A 16,204-nucleotide genomic window follows, 5' to 3' on the forward strand; every position below is an offset into this window, starting at 1 on the left:
TTTTTATTTCTTTTTACTGTAATTTCTGTCTGAAAAATTAGGTTTTTTAAATAACTGATTATTTTTTAACTGAATGAAATTTTGACCTTACAGTCAATTTATAAAATCAAGTATACAACCTAATCAAGCGAAGCCAGAACTCCGCTTGAACTTCTATTTTATTGTTTAATTGCGAGCAAGCGTTCTTCTTGCATATCACGAATCGCTGAGTGAATTCCTTCGCGACCTAAGCCTGAGTCTTTCACACCGCCATACGGCATGTTATCGACACGGAATGTAGGCACATCATTAATGATGACTCCACCAACATGCAAATGATCCCATGCATACAGCATTTTATTCAGATTTTGCGTATATACCCCTGCCTGTAAACCAAAACGACTTTGATTAATTGTATTAATACCCTGCTCAAACTCTTTAAATTTTTCTAAAATGGCAACGGGGCCAAATGCTTCATCCTTATAGATTTCTAGTTTGGCATCAACATTCTCCAGTAAAGTCGGTTCAAATAATACGCCTTGTAAATGTCCTCCCGTCAGAACCTTTGCCCCTTTTTTCTCGGCTTTATCAACCCATTTTTTCAGGCGAACAGCTTCAGCTTCCTTAATCATCGGACCTACCAATGTGGTATTGAGCTTTGGATCATCTACTTTAATTTTTTTCAGTTTCGCAATCAGTTTCTTTTTCACTTCCACATAAAGATCAGCATGCACTAAAATCCGCTGCACACTGATACAAACTTGCCCTGCATGCCCATAAGCGGCACTGATCAAACGATCAATCAGCGCCTCATCAATCACGGTATCAGCATCGATCAGAACCGCAGCGTTGCCACCCAGTTCCAAAGTAACTTTCTTGCGCCCTGCACGCGCTTTCATGTCCCAACCAACCTGATCTGACCCCGTAAAGCTGAGTAATTTAAAACGATCATCTGTTACCAAAATATCCGCTGCTTGGCGATCACAAGGCAACACTGACCATGAGCCTTTTGGTAAATCAGTTTCCGCCAAAACTTTGGCAATCATTAATGCACTGATCGGTGTCAAACTCGCAGGCTTCAATACAAATGGACAACCTGCTGCAATTGCAGGTGCGATCTTGTGTGCAACCAGATTTAAAGGGAAATTAAATGGGCTAATCAGCGAAACTGCACCAATTGGCACATGCTTAACCATACCTCGAAAACGAGCAGCCGCAGGCGTTACTGCCAAAGGCAACATTCGACCATCATCAAGTTGTGTGACCGCATCTGCAGCCAATTGGAAAGTATTTATCAGGCGTTCCACTTCGGCACTTGCAGCACCTCGCGGCTTACCCCCTTCAACAATCAATATTTCTGTCAATTCTTCACGTAATTCATTAAAACGTTTAACGCAATGTAATAGAACTTTTTGTTTTTCAAATGGCTTAAGCGTCGCCATATCTACCTCAGCTTTAACTGAAGCAGAAATTGCTTTTTCCAACACTTTTTCATCTGCTAACGCAACTCGAGCATAGACCGTATTAGTATATTTATCATGAACTTCTAACCATTCACCTGTCGTTACCGCTTTCCCTGCAACATACAAAGGATAATCCACAACATTTTGTACATCAGTCATTATTCTTCATCTCATAATTAAAATTTAAAATTAGACTACTGTATATTTTCAAATATCACTATATGATTCGCCCAATCACTGATGAATTCACAACAATTCATTACGGTTTTTGATATGAATTAGGACAATCGAATGAAAATATTAAAAATATCAATCTTAGCTTTAGGGACAAGTCTGTGTGGTCTGGCGCAAGCAGATATGATTGGTGTAAAAGGCGATCTCAGCTACTGGAATTACAACGGTGAAGCCAATATGGCTGCACAAACATCTGCACCAGATCAAGACCTTGATCGTAAGGGATCTGCACAGGTTTCGCTTGCATTTGAGCACCCAATTCCACTGATTCCAAATGCAAAAATTCGCTATGTGAATTTAAAATCACAAACTGAAAATGAAGTTGCAGGTCAGCCAGTTTATGACTTGAACATAGACCATACCGATTTCATTTTATATTATGAAATCTTGGATACTATCGTAAATGCAGATATTGGTTTAGGCGCAACCAGTTTAAATGGTGATGTTAAAACACTCGGTTTAAGCAAAACAGGTATCGATAAAACTTTACCTGTGATCTATGGATCGGCGGGTGTAAAACTGCCGTTTACTGGTCTAAGTGCCAAAGCAGAACTCTTATATAGCAACTTTAATGATACTAAAATTACCGATGCGCAAGCAGAATTACAATATAACTTTATTGATAATCTGTTGGTCGATGTTGGCTTGAAAGCTGGCTACCGTATCTTAGACATTAAATTAGATGACTACGAAAAAAACGATCTTAAATTTAATTTTAAAGGTCCTTATATCGGTTTAGATGTTCATTTCTAAATCCTAATAAGCTGAGAAACGGAATCTATAGATTCCGTTTTTTATCGCTTATCATTTCATCATTCCCGATTGATGTACGCCAAAACTTACAACAATCTCAGCGATTGGCGAATATCCCATTCTAAAGTTTTCACATATCATATAAATCATAGAGAGACAGGAAGTCTCATTGAAAATAACAAGATATGCAGGAAGCGGTCGTTCATAAGGAATATAAACGACAAGAAGCTGAATACTAAGAAGCCCCGTCAGGATGATGGGGCTTCTTTTTATTTATCATTTTATGCGTGATTTAAAGAGTTTTTAGATAGACAACCACTTCGTCATGCTCTGCCATTTCTGCAAGCTGCAGCGCAGTATATTCGCCTTTATAAGCGACATTTGCTCCTTTACTCACTAGTAGTTTCACCACAGCTAAATGATCATTCTCGGCAGCAGCTTGAAGCGCACTATAACCTTCATCATCGGTCTGGTTTGGATCTATTCCCTCTACCAATAATTGCTCGGCTTGTTCCACATCACCAAGGGATGCCCAATACACTAGCTCAGGCAAATGCAGTTCATCATCATCTTCAGGGAGTGGGGAGAAAGAATTGAGTTTCATTTCACTATATCTCTAAATTGATCAGTAAATGATAAAAGAGTTAAAGAATTTGTGTCTAAAGCATTTGCTTCTATCGTAGGTAAAATTTTATCCCATGTTGTAATTATAGTATTCATATAATCTTTAGATTCCTGTCTATTCAAAACTCCTTTCATCATGAAAGCTAATATATCATCCTTATCTTTCTCATATTTCTGGAACCAGAATAAAGATGTTGCTAGAGCTGCTCTATAACAAAAGTGTACAATAGTTTTTCGGTTTAAATAAGGTGGACAATTTATAGATAGAACTAAATCTAAAAATTCAACATTAATTTGATTAGTTAATTCAGCACGAATAATTGGATGAGGATGTGAACCATGGGGAGTAGAATTAATAATTAAAGATTTATTGCCATAAAATCTATAAAAACAGCTTGTTAATGAGCATACAAATATATATACCGAATCAACCAAGAGTTTGCTTTGCCCCTTCCAATGCCGAAATAACTCTAAAAGAACACTCTTTACACCATAATAGTCTGCTGCTATTTCTGTTACATGTGAATACACAGCGGAAGCACCAGTTAATTCCTTCGCATCCGACATTGCATGGAACTCTTGAATATTAATGGAATCACTATCTCTTACAAATCCATGTTTTTGTACTAAATGACCTAATTCGTGAAAATAAGTCCACGTTAAAGAATTTACAAACATATTTTTAATATTATCTTCGAATGTGAAACTTTGAGGTAACATTGTTGCCTCACTTAAACCAATGAAAAATTTCTGAAAATATATATCTGTCTGCGCTCGAGTAATAAAATTACAGAATTCAACAGCATCATCATAAATGGCTTTTATATATTCATAAGTAATAACAATACAATGATCGCCTGTAGGCAAAACTTTAGCATAAGCATTAATTTCATCTTCAGTACTAAATTTGATAACAATTTTTTCATCAAAATCAGCATAATAACTTTGATTTAGCTCCTTTGTGATTGTATTAAGAATATCTGTAGAAAAATTATATAATTCAATATCTTCCATAAACCCTCGACTTTTTTCACAATAATCTTATGTTTTCTCCACTCAATAAAAAACACCCCCTGCTCTATCGAGTAGGGGGTGTTCGTATTTAAAAGCTGGCGATGACTTACTCTCACATGGCAAGTGCCACACTACCATCAGCGCTAAGAGGTTTCACTTCTGAGTTCGGGAAGGGATCAGGTGGTTCACTCTTGCTATTGTCGCCAGCAAACTGTTGTGGTGTTTTGGGGTCTTATTGATCATGTTGTGTTTTCACTTCATGTCTGCCTTACTTACGAACCAAAGAGTTATTAACGGATTAGATATTGAGTCTAACTTTGTGTTCAGCATTTTAACTAGTTTTCACACTAAATCAAGTTGTGTATTGAATTTATCTTGAATACAACAACTGTTTGGGTGTTGTATAGTCAAGCCTCACGAGCAATTAGTATTGGTCAGCTTCACACGTCACCGTGCTTCCACACCCAACCTATCAACGTCCTAGTCTCGAACGGCTCTTTAGAGGAATAAATTCCTAGGGAAATCTTATCTTGAGGTAGGCTTCCCGCTTAGATGCTTTCAGCGGTTATCCCTTCCGAACATAGCTACCCGGCGATGCGACTGGCGTCACAACCGGTACACCAGAGGTTCGTCCACTCTGGTCCTCTCGTACTAGGAGCAGATCCTCTCAAATTTCCAGCGCCCACGGTAGATAGGGACCGAACTGTCTCACGACGTTCTAAACCCAGCTCGCGTACCTCTTTAAATGGCGAACAGCCATACCCTTGGGACCTGCTTCAGCCCCAGGATGAGATGAGCCGACATCGAGGTGCCAAACACCGCCGTCGATATGAACTCTTGGGCGGTATCAGCCTGTTATCCCCAGAGTACCTTTTATCCGTTGAGCGATGGCCCTTCCATACAGAACCACCGGATCACTAAGACCTACTTTCGTACCTGCTCGACTTGTGGGTCTCGCAGTTAAGCGCGCTTTTGCCTTTATACTCTACGCGTGATTTCCGACCACGCTGAGCGCACCTTCGTACTCCTCCGTTACTCTTTAGGAGGAGACCGCCCCAGTCAAACTACCCACCAGACATGGTCCTCGCCCCGGATTACGGGGCAGAGTTAGAACCTCAACATTACCAGGGTGGTATTTCAAGGACGGCTCCATTGGAACTAGCGTTCCAACTTCAAAGCCTCCCACCTATCCTACACAAGTAAGGTCAAAGTTCAATGTCAAGCTGCAGTAAAGGTTCACGGGGTCTTTCCGTCTAGCCGCGGGTACACTGCATCTTCACAGCGATTTCGATTTCACTGAGCCTCTGCTGGAGACAGCGCCGCCATCATTATGCCATTCGTGCAGGTCGGAACTTACCCGACAAGGAATTTCGCTACCTTAGGACCGTTATAGTTACGGCCGCCGTTTACTGGGGCTTCGATCAAGAGCTTCGCTTACGCTAACCCCATCAATTAACCTTCCAGCACCGGGCAGGCATCACACCCTATACGTCCACTTTCGTGTTTGCAGAGTGCTATGTTTTTAATAAACAGTTGCAGCGGCCTGGTTTCTGCGGCTGCCAACCGCTCAGGGAGCAAGTCCCATCACCGTCAGCAGCGTACCTTCTCCCGAAGTTACGGTACCATTTTGCCTAGTTCCTTCAGCAGAGTTCTCTCAAGCGCTTTGGTCTACTCGACCTGACCACCTGTGTCGGTTTCGGGTACGATTCCTGTGTAACTGAAGCTTAGAGACTTTTCCTGGAAGCATGGTATCAGCCACTTCACTGTACAAGTACAGCTTGCTATCAGCTCTCAGCATAGAGTACCCCGGATTTGCCTAAGATACATGCCTACAACCTTCCACCTGGACAACCAACGCCAGGCTGACTTAACCTTCTCCGTCCTCTCATCGCATTACACAGAAGTATTGGAATATTAACCAATTTCCCATCGACTACGCCTCTCGGCCTCGCCTTAGGGGTCGACTCACCCAGCCCCGATTAACGTTGGACTGGAACCCTTGGTCTTTCAGCGAACGGGTTTTTCACCCGTTTTGTCGTTACTCACGTCAGCATTCGCACTTCTGATACCTCCAGCATGCTTCTCAACACACCTTCATCGGCTTACAGAACGCTCCCCTACCACGTATACATAGTATACATCCGCAGCTTCGGCACATAGTTTTAGCCCCGTTACATCTTCCGCGCAGGCCGACTCGACTAGTGAGCTATTACGCTTTCTTTAAAGGGTGGCTGCTTCTAAGCCAACCTCCTAGCTGTCTATGCCTTCCCACATCGTTTCCCACTTAACTATGATTTTGGGGCCTTAGCTGGCGGTCTGGATTGTTTTCCTCTTGACTACGGACGTTAGCACCCGCAGTCTGTCTCCCGGATAGTACTCATTGGTATTCGGAGTTTGCATCGGTTTGGTAAGTCGGGATGACCCCCTAGCCGAAACAGTGCTCTACCCCCAATGGTATTCGTCCGAGGCGCTACCTAAATAGCTTTCGGGGAGAACCAGCTATCACCAGGCTTGATTAGCCTTTCACCCCTATCCACAAGTCATCCCCTGGCTTTTCAACGACAGTGGGTTCGGTCCTCCAGTTAGTGTTACCCAACCTTCAACCTGCTCATGGATAGATCGCCTGGTTTCGGGTCTATACCCAGCAACTATACGCCCTATTAAGACTCGATTTCTCTACGGCTCCCCTATACGGTTAACCTCGCTACTGAATATAAGTCGCTGACCCATTATACAAAAGGTACGCAGTCACCGAACAAGTCGGCTCCCACTGCTTGTATGCATGCGGTTTCAGGATCTATTTCACTCCCCTCACAGGGGTTCTTTTCGCCTTTCCCTCACGGTACTGGTTCACTATCGGTCAGTCAGGAGTATTTAGCCTTGGAGGATGGTCCCCCCATATTCAGACAAGGTTTCACGTGCCTCGCCCTACTCGTCATCATTGTGTGTGCCCTTTCGTGTACGGGAATATCACCCTCTACGTTCGCACTTCCCAGAGCGTTCCACTAGAACACACACAACTTAATGGGCTGATCCCCGTTCGCTCGCCGCTACTAAGGGAATCTCAATTGATTTCTTTTCCTAAGGGTACTGAGATGTTTCACTTCCCCTCGTTCGCTTCATAAGCCTATGTATTCAGCTTATGATACCCGCCTTATAGCGGGTGGGTTCCCCCATTCAGAAATCTCCGGATCAAAGGATATTTGCCGCCTCCCCGGAGCTTATCGCAGGCTATTACGTCTTTCATCGCCTCTGACTGCCAAGGCATCCACCACATGCACTTAATTACTTGACTATACAACCCCAAACAGTCGCTAACCCTTACAAGTAAGGTTAGGACAGATTGCTATGCTCGTTTTTCAACTTACATCGCTCTCATCCAGTTTGTTGCTTCGTGAACTTAATCACCGTACAGCTTCAATCTAAATTCATATACCAAAACGCTTGATTCAGTGTTTTTGCTAGTTCTCAATATGTTTAAATCAATCAAATTACTTCGATCAACTTAAATTCTTGAGTGAACAATTTATTTCAGACTCAATTTTCTAATCTGTTAATGATTAACTACAGCCTCGTCAGCTTGCAGTAAACTGTGATAAATCACAGAGATTAATAAACCAAGATCAATTACTTAATCTTTTTATTCATTAAACTCTATAATCTATTTAGCTTTGAATTAATTTCGTTTTTACAAACTCTTTTAATTCATGGTGGAGACTAGGAGAGTCGAACTCCTGACCTCCTGCGTGCAAAGCAGGCGCTCTACCAACTAAGCTAAGTCCCCAGCTTATCACTTAATGAACGATATATCTTAATCTCTAGCTTTGTTGCAGATTGGTGGGTCTGACAAGACTTGAACTTGTGACCCCACGCTTATCAAGCGTGTGCTCTAACCAACTGAGCTACAGACCCTCAGATACATCTTCGAAGAACAACTTGTTGTGGATTCTTACCGATCGTCAATCTTTCGTTAAGGAGGTGATCCAGCCGCAGGTTCCCCTACGGCTACCTTGTTACGACTTCACCCCAGTCATCGGCCACACCGTGGTAAGCGTCCTCCTTGCGGTTAGACTACCTACTTCTGGTGCAACAAACTCCCATGGTGTGACGGGCGGTGTGTACAAGGCCCGGGAACGTATTCACCGCGGCATTCTGATCCGCGATTACTAGCGATTCCGACTTCATGGAGTCGAGTTGCAGACTCCAATCCGGACTACGATCGGCTTTTTGAGATTAGCATCCTATCGCTAGGTAGCAACCCTTTGTACCGACCATTGTAGCACGTGTGTAGCCCTGGCCGTAAGGGCCATGATGACTTGACGTCGTCCCCGCCTTCCTCCAGTTTGTCACTGGCAGTATCCTTAAAGTTCCCATCCGAAATGCTGGCAAGTAAGGAAAAGGGTTGCGCTCGTTGCGGGACTTAACCCAACATCTCACGACACGAGCTGACGACAGCCATGCAGCACCTGTATCAGAGTTCCCGAAGGCACCAATCCATCTCTGGAAAGTTCTCTGTATGTCAAGGCCAGGTAAGGTTCTTCGCGTTGCATCGAATTAAACCACATGCTCCACCGCTTGTGCGGGCCCCCGTCAATTCATTTGAGTTTTAGTCTTGCGACCGTACTCCCCAGGCGGTCTACTTATCGCGTTAGCTGCGCCACTAAAGCCTCAAAGGCCCCAACGGCTAGTAGACATCGTTTACGGCATGGACTACCAGGGTATCTAATCCTGTTTGCTCCCCATGCTTTCGTACCTCAGCGTCAGTATTAGGCCAGATGGCTGCCTTCGCCATCGGTATTCCTCCAGATCTCTACGCATTTCACCGCTACACCTGGAATTCTACCATCCTCTCCCATACTCTAGCTGACCAGTATCGAATGCAATTCCTAAGTTAAGCTCAGGGATTTCACATCCGACTTAATCAGCCGCCTACGCACGCTTTACGCCCAGTAAATCCGATTAACGCTCGCACCCTCTGTATTACCGCGGCTGCTGGCACAGAGTTAGCCGGTGCTTATTCTGCGAGTAACGTCCACTATCCCAGAGTATTAATCTAGGTAGCCTCCTCCTCGCTTAAAGTGCTTTACAACCAAAAGGCCTTCTTCACACACGCGGCATGGCTGGATCAGGCTTCCGCCCATTGTCCAATATTCCCCACTGCTGCCTCCCGTAGGAGTCTGGGCCGTGTCTCAGTCCCAGTGTGGCGGATCATCCTCTCAGACCCGCTACAGATCGTCGCCTTGGTAGGCCTTTACCCCACCAACTAGCTAATCCGACTTAGGCTCATCATTTAGCGCAAGGTCCGAAGATCCCCTGCTTTCTCCCGTAGGACGTATGCGGTATTAGCATTCCTTTCGGAATGTTGTCCCCCACTAAATGGCAGATTCCTAAGCATTACTCACCCGTCCGCCGCTAAGATAAGGTGCAAGCACCTCATCTCCGCTCGACTTGCATGTGTTAAGCCTGCCGCCAGCGTTCAATCTGAGCCATGATCAAACTCTTCAGTTTAAAATCATTTGTACTTTACTAAAAGTACTAAATCTGGCTCATCAATTTTCTGACTAAAAATTCGCTCAAATAAACTTCGAGTAATTTCTACCATTCAATCAATGAAATATTTTCGATCGATCAACCAGTAAAAATCCACACAAGTTGTTCTTCTATTCTCTTAATGATCTTCTCGATGATTCGTCATCATCAAGCTAGGTCGGCTATATTACTCTAATCTAAATTAAAGTCAACAGGTAATTTCGATATTCTTAAAACTCACCAACCAACCCAAGAACCCAACCAATCTAGCCAAATCCTTGTTTCTCAACAAGTTTTTATCTGCATCACCGCCGATGGATGTGCATTCTACACCATTTCAAAACACACGCAAGCACTTTTAGAAAATTTAAAATTCGGTTGTTTTTTTTTTAAACTCCAACTTACCTAATTTACTGATTTATATAATTTAAAATTTATTAATTATCTTAAAAGTGAATTTAATTAAAGTAAGTGTATGTAATTTAATGACTTAATTGAAAATATGGATGTAATTCCACCTAATTTTGATGATCAAATTGAATTAAAGCAGAAATATTTAAAAATATTTCTGCTTTAATTTTTACTTCTTGTTCTTTATCTGAACACTAATGATTTTAATCGGCTGTTTAGGTACATCTTGATGCATTCCATAGTTACCTGTAGGAACACTAACAATTTTATCAACAATATTCATTCCTTTCGTTACCTCACCAAATACAGCATAACCAGCATTCATTTGTGAACGATTTAGGAAAGTGTTGTCAGCAACGTTAATAAAAAATTGACTCGTAGCAGAGTTAGGATCACTAGTACGAGCCATTGCCAATGTACCGCGCGTATTTTTCAAGCCATTGCTTGCTTCATTACTAATAGGTGCTTTAGTTACCTTCTCAATCATATTGGCATCCATCCCCCCGCCTTGAATCATAAATCCTGGGATGACTCGATGAAAAATAGTTCCAGCATAAAAGTTACTTTTTACATAGCTTTCAAAATTTTTTGCTGATACAGGTGCTTTATCGTTAAAAAGTTCAATTTCAATATTTCCCATACTGGTTTTCATATCAACCATTGTGTTGGCAAATAAATGGCTGCTTACTAATAGTAGGCTGGTTGTCATCAACAACTTTTTCATGATTGCTTTTCTCTGATTTTAACGAGTGATTTGTTGTACTTCTCAATATTAGTTTTACAAATTTATTTTTGCTATTTCTATTTGTTATTTACTAATAAAAAAAACCTATGTTCCACGTGAAACATAGGCTGATTAATTTAATTGTGTTTATCCCAAAACTTTCTGAAGTTTTTAGCGATTTCGATTGTATTGCGTTTAGCTTTACTCGAAATCGGTGTGAGATTAATAAATCCATGCGTTTGATCTGGATAATCTACATAATGCACTTTAACACCACTTTGTCTTAGTTTATGGCTATAAATCTCACCTTCATCATGTAATAAATCATGCCCTGCTGTTACCACAAATGCTGGAGCTAGTTTTTTAAGACTTCCATACGTAGGTGAGATTAATGGATCATCTAACGCAACTTGATGCTGTGTTGAATAATATTTAGTGACGTAATCTACATCTTTACTGGTTAACACCAGACCCTGACCATAGGCATAAAAAGAAGGATGTTTACTTTTAAAATCTACAACAGGATAAAACAACAACTGAGCTTGTGGTGCATATGATTTACCAACCGCATGCTGTGCAACCACAGTACTAATATTTCCTCCTGCACTATCTCCAGCAACAGCGATACGATTTTTATAAATTTTTAGCTGACGACGATTTTGATACACCCATGCTAATGCATCATCACAAGATTTAATGAGTAACTGCGGAGATGCTTCTGGTGCAAGCGGATAATCGATACTCAGAACTTGTACTTTTGCGTACTTCGCAATGAGTCGACAGGCTTCATCATGTGTATCTAAACCACCAACGACGAAACCACCACCGTGATAGAACACGATCATCGGTAATTTCTTATTAGGTGCAGGATGATAATGCCTTGCGAAAACAGTGCCACTCTGTAAAGGCAGACGTATATCTTCTACCGATTCTATAGAAGTCGATTTATTTAAAATCGCTAACATTTGTGTATCAAATTGACGGCGAGATTCGATCGGATCATCTCCAATAAAACCAACACGCCCTTGTTTAATTTGAACTGCTATTAAGCATTTTGTAAAAGCATCCAAATCTGGATATTGATATGGGTAGCCTAAAACTTTCGCCAATGATTCTTGTACAATCTTAGGCAGCTTATCTAGAGCTCGTGCAGCAGGACCTTGTCCTTTATCTAAAATCGTTTGAATTTTTTGAGGTAATGCTGACACGTTCTTCCCCTTTTTCGCCCTGTCCATAGTTCTTGTTCATATCGACTATATGCTGTTATAAAGTCGTAGATCAAGTTAAAGAATTCAAAATCATGCTGTAACCTAAATGGCTTATCTTAAAAAGTCATTAACCATTTTGCTAATCACTGCTTGCCTTTCATGCCAATAGCCAAGCTCAAGCACAGGTAAAAGAGGTATTTTCTGATTTTTTAATATTTCTAATGGCTTTGTTGCACAAACCTATCTGTAAAGGCTTTTTCATCGCGGAAATATTGCCACTTGGTTTGATCCTGCTACGCAATGGTATGCGCCATCAAAAGGCAAACAAGGGCGAAATCAAACTTACTCCGACGCAGCCATCCAATGCTGCTTAATGATTAAATCCTTATTCCGTCTGTCTTTACGTATGGTTACTGGCTTTGTGCAAAGTCTGATTAAACTTTACGGCTGAGCAGCCCGAATATCAGTGATATTCGTACTCCCCGCTTTGTAGAAGACAAAAGCATATTGATATTGTAATCAGCGACCATAAAAGTAGCGATGGGCTGCCTTGTGCAATATATTTCTCATCGTAGACTCTACAGGCATGAAGTTTCTAGGTGAGGGCGAATGGAAACGCAAGAAACATGGACCTGAATATCGTCGCCAATAGCGTAAACTTCGTGCAACAAAGCCGATCATCTTGAACATACTTTTTCGACGCGGCTATTTCAGCGTAATACACGTAAAGTTTCTCTTACCCCTGCGGGTGAAAAAGCCTTGGTCTATTGTGAGAATATTTTACAGCAGCAACAGTTGCTTGAAGGTTTGGCTGCACCTGAACAGCATAGTGGTACGATCCGTTTTACTTGTGGTTTATTTTTGTTTCAACTTGGGGTAAATGAATGCATTAAGCAATTTAAAAAATTATATCCACACATTCATTTTGATGTGTATTTAACTGAAAATACGGTTGATTTGATGGATGCTCAGTTTGATCTTGCACTCAGAATTACACAAAAAGTTGCTGATGGTTTAATTGCTCGTCCTGTTTGTGATATTGAATCTATCTTTTGTGCGCATCCACATTATTTACAAGATCACACTCCCCTTTCACACCCAAGCCAACTGATTCAGCATGAATGTATAGCCCACCATACGCATAATCAGTATTGGACTTTGTTTGATACAGATCAACAACCTCAGAATTATCCATTAAATGTTACGTTTAAAAGTAATGATGTGATTGCGCTCTATCAAATGTGTCTCAAAGCAGAAGGCATTGCCATGTTACCAACGCTATTGGTGCGTCAGGATATAGCACAACATCGTTTGCAACAGGTATTTACAGATTTTTCTGCACCTGACCTAACCTTGTCGTTAGTCTATGCATCAAGGCAACATTTACCGAAAATCACACAAGAATTTATTGCTTTTGTCATCGAAAACTTAAATTTTTACTTAAATCAGCAAAATTAAAAGATTTAAATCAACCTGAACGCTTGAATTTTGTCGTGTTGCCCATACTTCATCCCTATCTATGAATGAACAAGATGTGGCAGTTCGGGTTTAACCCTATGAGCATTCACGCCAAAAGGACTGTACATGTTTAAGAACTTTTTTCAACGGAGATCATCAATGGCTAATGAGCAAAATGAGCAAGCTCAAGACATTCAAAATGAGCAACAAACTGAACAAACTCAAGCTGAAGGTGTAGAGCAAGCAAACGAGCTTAGCGTTGAAGATTTACAAGCGCAAATCACCAAACTCGAAGAAAGCTTGAAACTTGAAAAAGCCCGTACCGCAAATGCCGTGTACGAAGCACAAAAGAGTGTTGAACGTATCCAGCGTGAATCGGAAAAACACAAAGATACCGTTCTTGAGAAATTTGCTAAAGAGTTGTTGGATTCAGTCGACAATCTTGAACGTGCGATTCAAGCCGCTGGTGATGAACAAACACCTGTACTCGAAGGCGTGAAATTGACCCTAAAATCCCTTTTGACCACACTGGAAAAATTTGGCGTGGTTGAGGCGAATACCCAAAATGGCTTCAATGCTGACTTACACCAAGCGGTAGGTATCGATCCAAATGCCAAGGCCAATGAGATTGGTACGGTGTTGCAGAAAGGCTATACCCTGAATGGACGTTTACTTCGTCCTGCGATGGTGATGGTGGGTCAATAATGCGTGTGAGCAAGCGTTTTTTGCTCAAAAATGGAGGAATTTGAGAGTTTTTTGATTTTTTTTCATAAAAATGCTTGAAAAAAACCGATTGACTCTCATATCGAATAACAAGCAAAACATTGCAACAAAATTTTAGAGGAACACACCAAATGGCGAAAATTATTGGTATTGACTTAGGTACTACCAACTCATGTGTTGCTGTACTTGAAGGCGATAAAGTAAAAGTAATCGAAAACGCTGAAGGCGCACGTACAACTCCATCGATCATCGCTTATAAAGATGGCGAGATCTTAGTGGGTCAAAGTGCTAAGCGTCAGGCTGTAACCAACCCGAAAAATACATTATTCGCAATCAAGCGTTTAATCGGTCGTCGCTACGAAGATCAAGCGGTACAAAAAGACATCGGTCTTGTACCTTACAAAATCATTAAAGCAGACAATGGCGATGCTTGGGTTGAAGTAAACGATAAAAAATTAGCGCCTCAACAGATCTCTGCTGAAATCTTGAAAAAGATGAAGAAAACTGCAGAAGACTATTTAGGTGAAACCGTTACTGAAGCGGTAATTACCGTTCCTGCTTACTTTAACGATGCGCAACGTCAAGCAACTAAAGATGCAGGTAAAATTGCAGGTCTTGATGTTAAACGTATCATTAACGAACCAACTGCTGCGGCGCTTGCGTTCGGTATGGACAAAAAAGAAGGCGACCGTAAAGTTGCAGTTTACGACTTAGGTGGTGGTACATTCGACGTATCAATCATTGAAATCGCAGACCTTGATGGCGACCAACAAATCGAAGTGTTATCAACAAATGGTGATACGTTCCTTGGTGGTGAAGACTTTGATAACGCGTTAATTGAATTCTTGGTTGAAGAATTTAAGAAAGAACAAAGTGTGAACTTGAAAAATGATCCACTTGCGTTACAACGTTTGAAAGAAGCTGCTGAAAAAGCAAAAATCGAGCTTTCTTCATCAAATGCAACTGAAATCAACCTTCCATATATCACCGCTGATGCAACTGGTCCTAAACACTTAGTGATCAATGTAACGCGTGCAAAACTTGAAGGTTTGGTTGCTGATTTAGTTGCTCGTACAATCGAGCCTTGCAAAATCGCGCTTAAAGATGCTGGTCTTTCGACTTCAGACATCTCTGACGTAATTTTAGTTGGTGGTCAGTCTCGTATGCCACTTGTACAACAAAAGGTACAAGAATTCTTTGGTAAAGAGCCACGTAAAGACGTCAACCCTGATGAAGCGGTTGCAATCGGTGCTGCGATTCAAGGTGCAGTATTGTCTGGTGACAAAACTGACGTTCTTTTATTAGACGTAACACCATTAACTTTAGGTATCGAAACAATGGGCGGTGTATTAACACCAATCATTGAGAAGAACACTACGATTCCTGCGAAGAAATCACAAGTGTTCTCTACTGCTGCTGACAACCAGCCTGCTGTAGATATTTCGGTTTACCAAGGTGAACGTAAAATGGCTCAACAAAACAAATTGTTGGGTAACTTCCAATTAGGCGATATCCCACCTGCTCCACGTGGCGTACCGCAAATTGAAGTATCGTTCGACATCAACGCTGACGGTATCTTAAAAGTATCGGCTAAAGATAAGAGCACTGGTAAAGAGCAATCAATCCAGATTAAAGCGAACTCAGGTTTGTCTGATGCTGAAATCGAAGCAATGATTAAAGATGCTGAAGCGAATGCTGAAGAAGACCGCAAATTTGAAGAGTTAGCGAAAGCTCGTAACGAAGCAGATGCTTTAGTATCTAGCTCAAACAAAGCAGTTAAAGATCTAGGTGACAAAGTGACTGAAGATGAAAAAACTGCAATCGCTACTGCGGTTTCTGAGCTTGAAGCAGCAACTAAAGAAAATGATGTTGAAGACATCAAAGCGAAAACTGAAGCTTTACAAAACATCTTGATGCCAATCACTCAACGTGCTTATGAACAAGCACAAGGTGCTGGCGGCGCAGAAGGTTTTGATCCAAATGCATTCCAAGGTGGTGATGCGGGTCAACAACAAAAAGCGGACGATGGCGTTGTAGATGCTGAGTTCACAGAAGTTAAAGATGACAAAAAATAATTTGTCTCT

8 protein-coding genes, 2 tRNA genes, 3 rRNA genes and 2 pseudogenes are annotated in these 16,204 nt (G+C 41.5%); 5 read left to right on the top strand and 10 right to left on the bottom strand.

What is annotated here, in order from left to right; all coding sequences use genetic code 11:
- Positions 1-158 precede the first annotated feature (158 nt).
- Positions 159-1,601 (bottom strand): aldehyde dehydrogenase family protein, encoded by a 1,443-nt coding sequence (locus ABLB98_RS13955; RefSeq protein WP_348883508.1) that lies wholly within the window; start codon positions 1,599-1,601, stop codon positions 159-161.
- A 132-nt stretch (positions 1,602-1,733) separates the two neighbouring features.
- On the opposite strand from ABLB98_RS13955, the gene ABLB98_RS13960 reads away from it, so the two are divergent.
- Positions 1,734-2,429: a TIGR04219 family outer membrane beta-barrel protein gene (locus ABLB98_RS13960; RefSeq protein WP_348883509.1), complete on the top strand. Its 696-nt coding sequence runs from the start codon at positions 1,734-1,736 to the stop codon at positions 2,427-2,429.
- 292 nt (positions 2,430-2,721) lie between these two features.
- On the opposite strand, the gene ABLB98_RS13965 is transcribed toward ABLB98_RS13960, so the two are convergent.
- From ABLB98_RS13965 to ABLB98_RS14005, 9 genes are all read right to left on the bottom strand, one after another.
- The gene (locus ABLB98_RS13965) at positions 2,722-3,033 is read right to left on the bottom strand and encodes an ankyrin repeat domain-containing protein (RefSeq protein WP_348883510.1); all 312 of its coding nucleotides are present in this window, start codon (positions 3,031-3,033) and stop codon (positions 2,722-2,724) included.
- Positions 3,030-4,067 (bottom strand): hypothetical protein, encoded by a 1,038-nt coding sequence (locus ABLB98_RS13970; RefSeq protein WP_348883511.1) that lies wholly within the window; start codon positions 4,065-4,067, stop codon positions 3,030-3,032. Before ABLB98_RS13970 ends, ABLB98_RS13965 begins: the two co-directional genes overlap by 4 nt.
- A 93-nt stretch (positions 4,068-4,160) precedes the next feature.
- Positions 4,161-4,275 (bottom strand): 5S ribosomal RNA (gene rrf, locus ABLB98_RS13975).
- Between the two features lie 195 nt (positions 4,276-4,470).
- A 23S ribosomal RNA gene (locus ABLB98_RS13980) occupies positions 4,471-7,362 on the bottom strand.
- A 413-nt stretch (positions 7,363-7,775) separates the two neighbouring features.
- Positions 7,776-7,851 (bottom strand) — tRNA-Ala (locus ABLB98_RS13985).
- 51 nt (positions 7,852-7,902) lie between these two features.
- Positions 7,903-7,979, bottom strand: a tRNA-Ile gene (locus ABLB98_RS13990).
- A gap of 59 nt (positions 7,980-8,038) precedes the next feature.
- Positions 8,039-9,575 (bottom strand): 16S ribosomal RNA (locus tag ABLB98_RS13995).
- The 16S, 23S and 5S rRNA genes sit together here with 2 tRNA genes alongside, the layout of an rRNA operon.
- Before the next feature lie 601 nt (positions 9,576-10,176).
- Positions 10,177-10,731 carry a peptidylprolyl isomerase gene (locus ABLB98_RS14000; protein WP_348883294.1) on the bottom strand — a complete coding sequence of 185 codons (555 nt, stop codon included), beginning with the start codon at positions 10,729-10,731 and terminating at the stop codon, positions 10,177-10,179.
- A gap of 137 nt (positions 10,732-10,868) precedes the next feature.
- Entirely contained in the window at positions 10,869-11,939 is a 1,071-nt protein-coding gene (locus tag ABLB98_RS14005; RefSeq protein ID WP_348883295.1) for an alpha/beta hydrolase, read from the bottom strand.
- A 253-nt stretch (positions 11,940-12,192) separates the two neighbouring features.
- Between ABLB98_RS14005 and ABLB98_RS14010 the strand changes: the two are divergent.
- The 4 genes and pseudogenes from ABLB98_RS14010 to dnaK form a co-directional block, all read left to right on the top strand.
- Positions 12,193-12,588 (top strand): annotated as a pseudogene (locus ABLB98_RS14010) (transposase); the annotation flags it as partial.
- A 26-nt stretch (positions 12,589-12,614) separates the two neighbouring features.
- Positions 12,615-13,397, top strand: a pseudogene (locus ABLB98_RS14015) (LysR family transcriptional regulator); the annotation flags it as partial.
- A 159-nt stretch (positions 13,398-13,556) separates the two neighbouring features.
- Positions 13,557-14,102 (top strand): nucleotide exchange factor GrpE, encoded by a 546-nt coding sequence (grpE, locus tag ABLB98_RS14020; protein ID WP_004914460.1) that lies wholly within the window; start codon positions 13,557-13,559, stop codon positions 14,100-14,102.
- Positions 14,103-14,251: 149 nt separating this feature from the next.
- The gene (dnaK, locus tag ABLB98_RS14025; protein ID WP_004949942.1) at positions 14,252-16,195 is read left to right on the top strand and encodes a molecular chaperone DnaK; all 1,944 of its coding nucleotides are present in this window, start codon (positions 14,252-14,254) and stop codon (positions 16,193-16,195) included.
- Positions 16,196-16,204 lie beyond the last annotated feature (9 nt).

It is taken from the genome of Acinetobacter yuyunsongii, from assembly GCF_041021915.1.
Lineage (GTDB): Bacteria > Pseudomonadota > Gammaproteobacteria > Pseudomonadales > Moraxellaceae > Acinetobacter.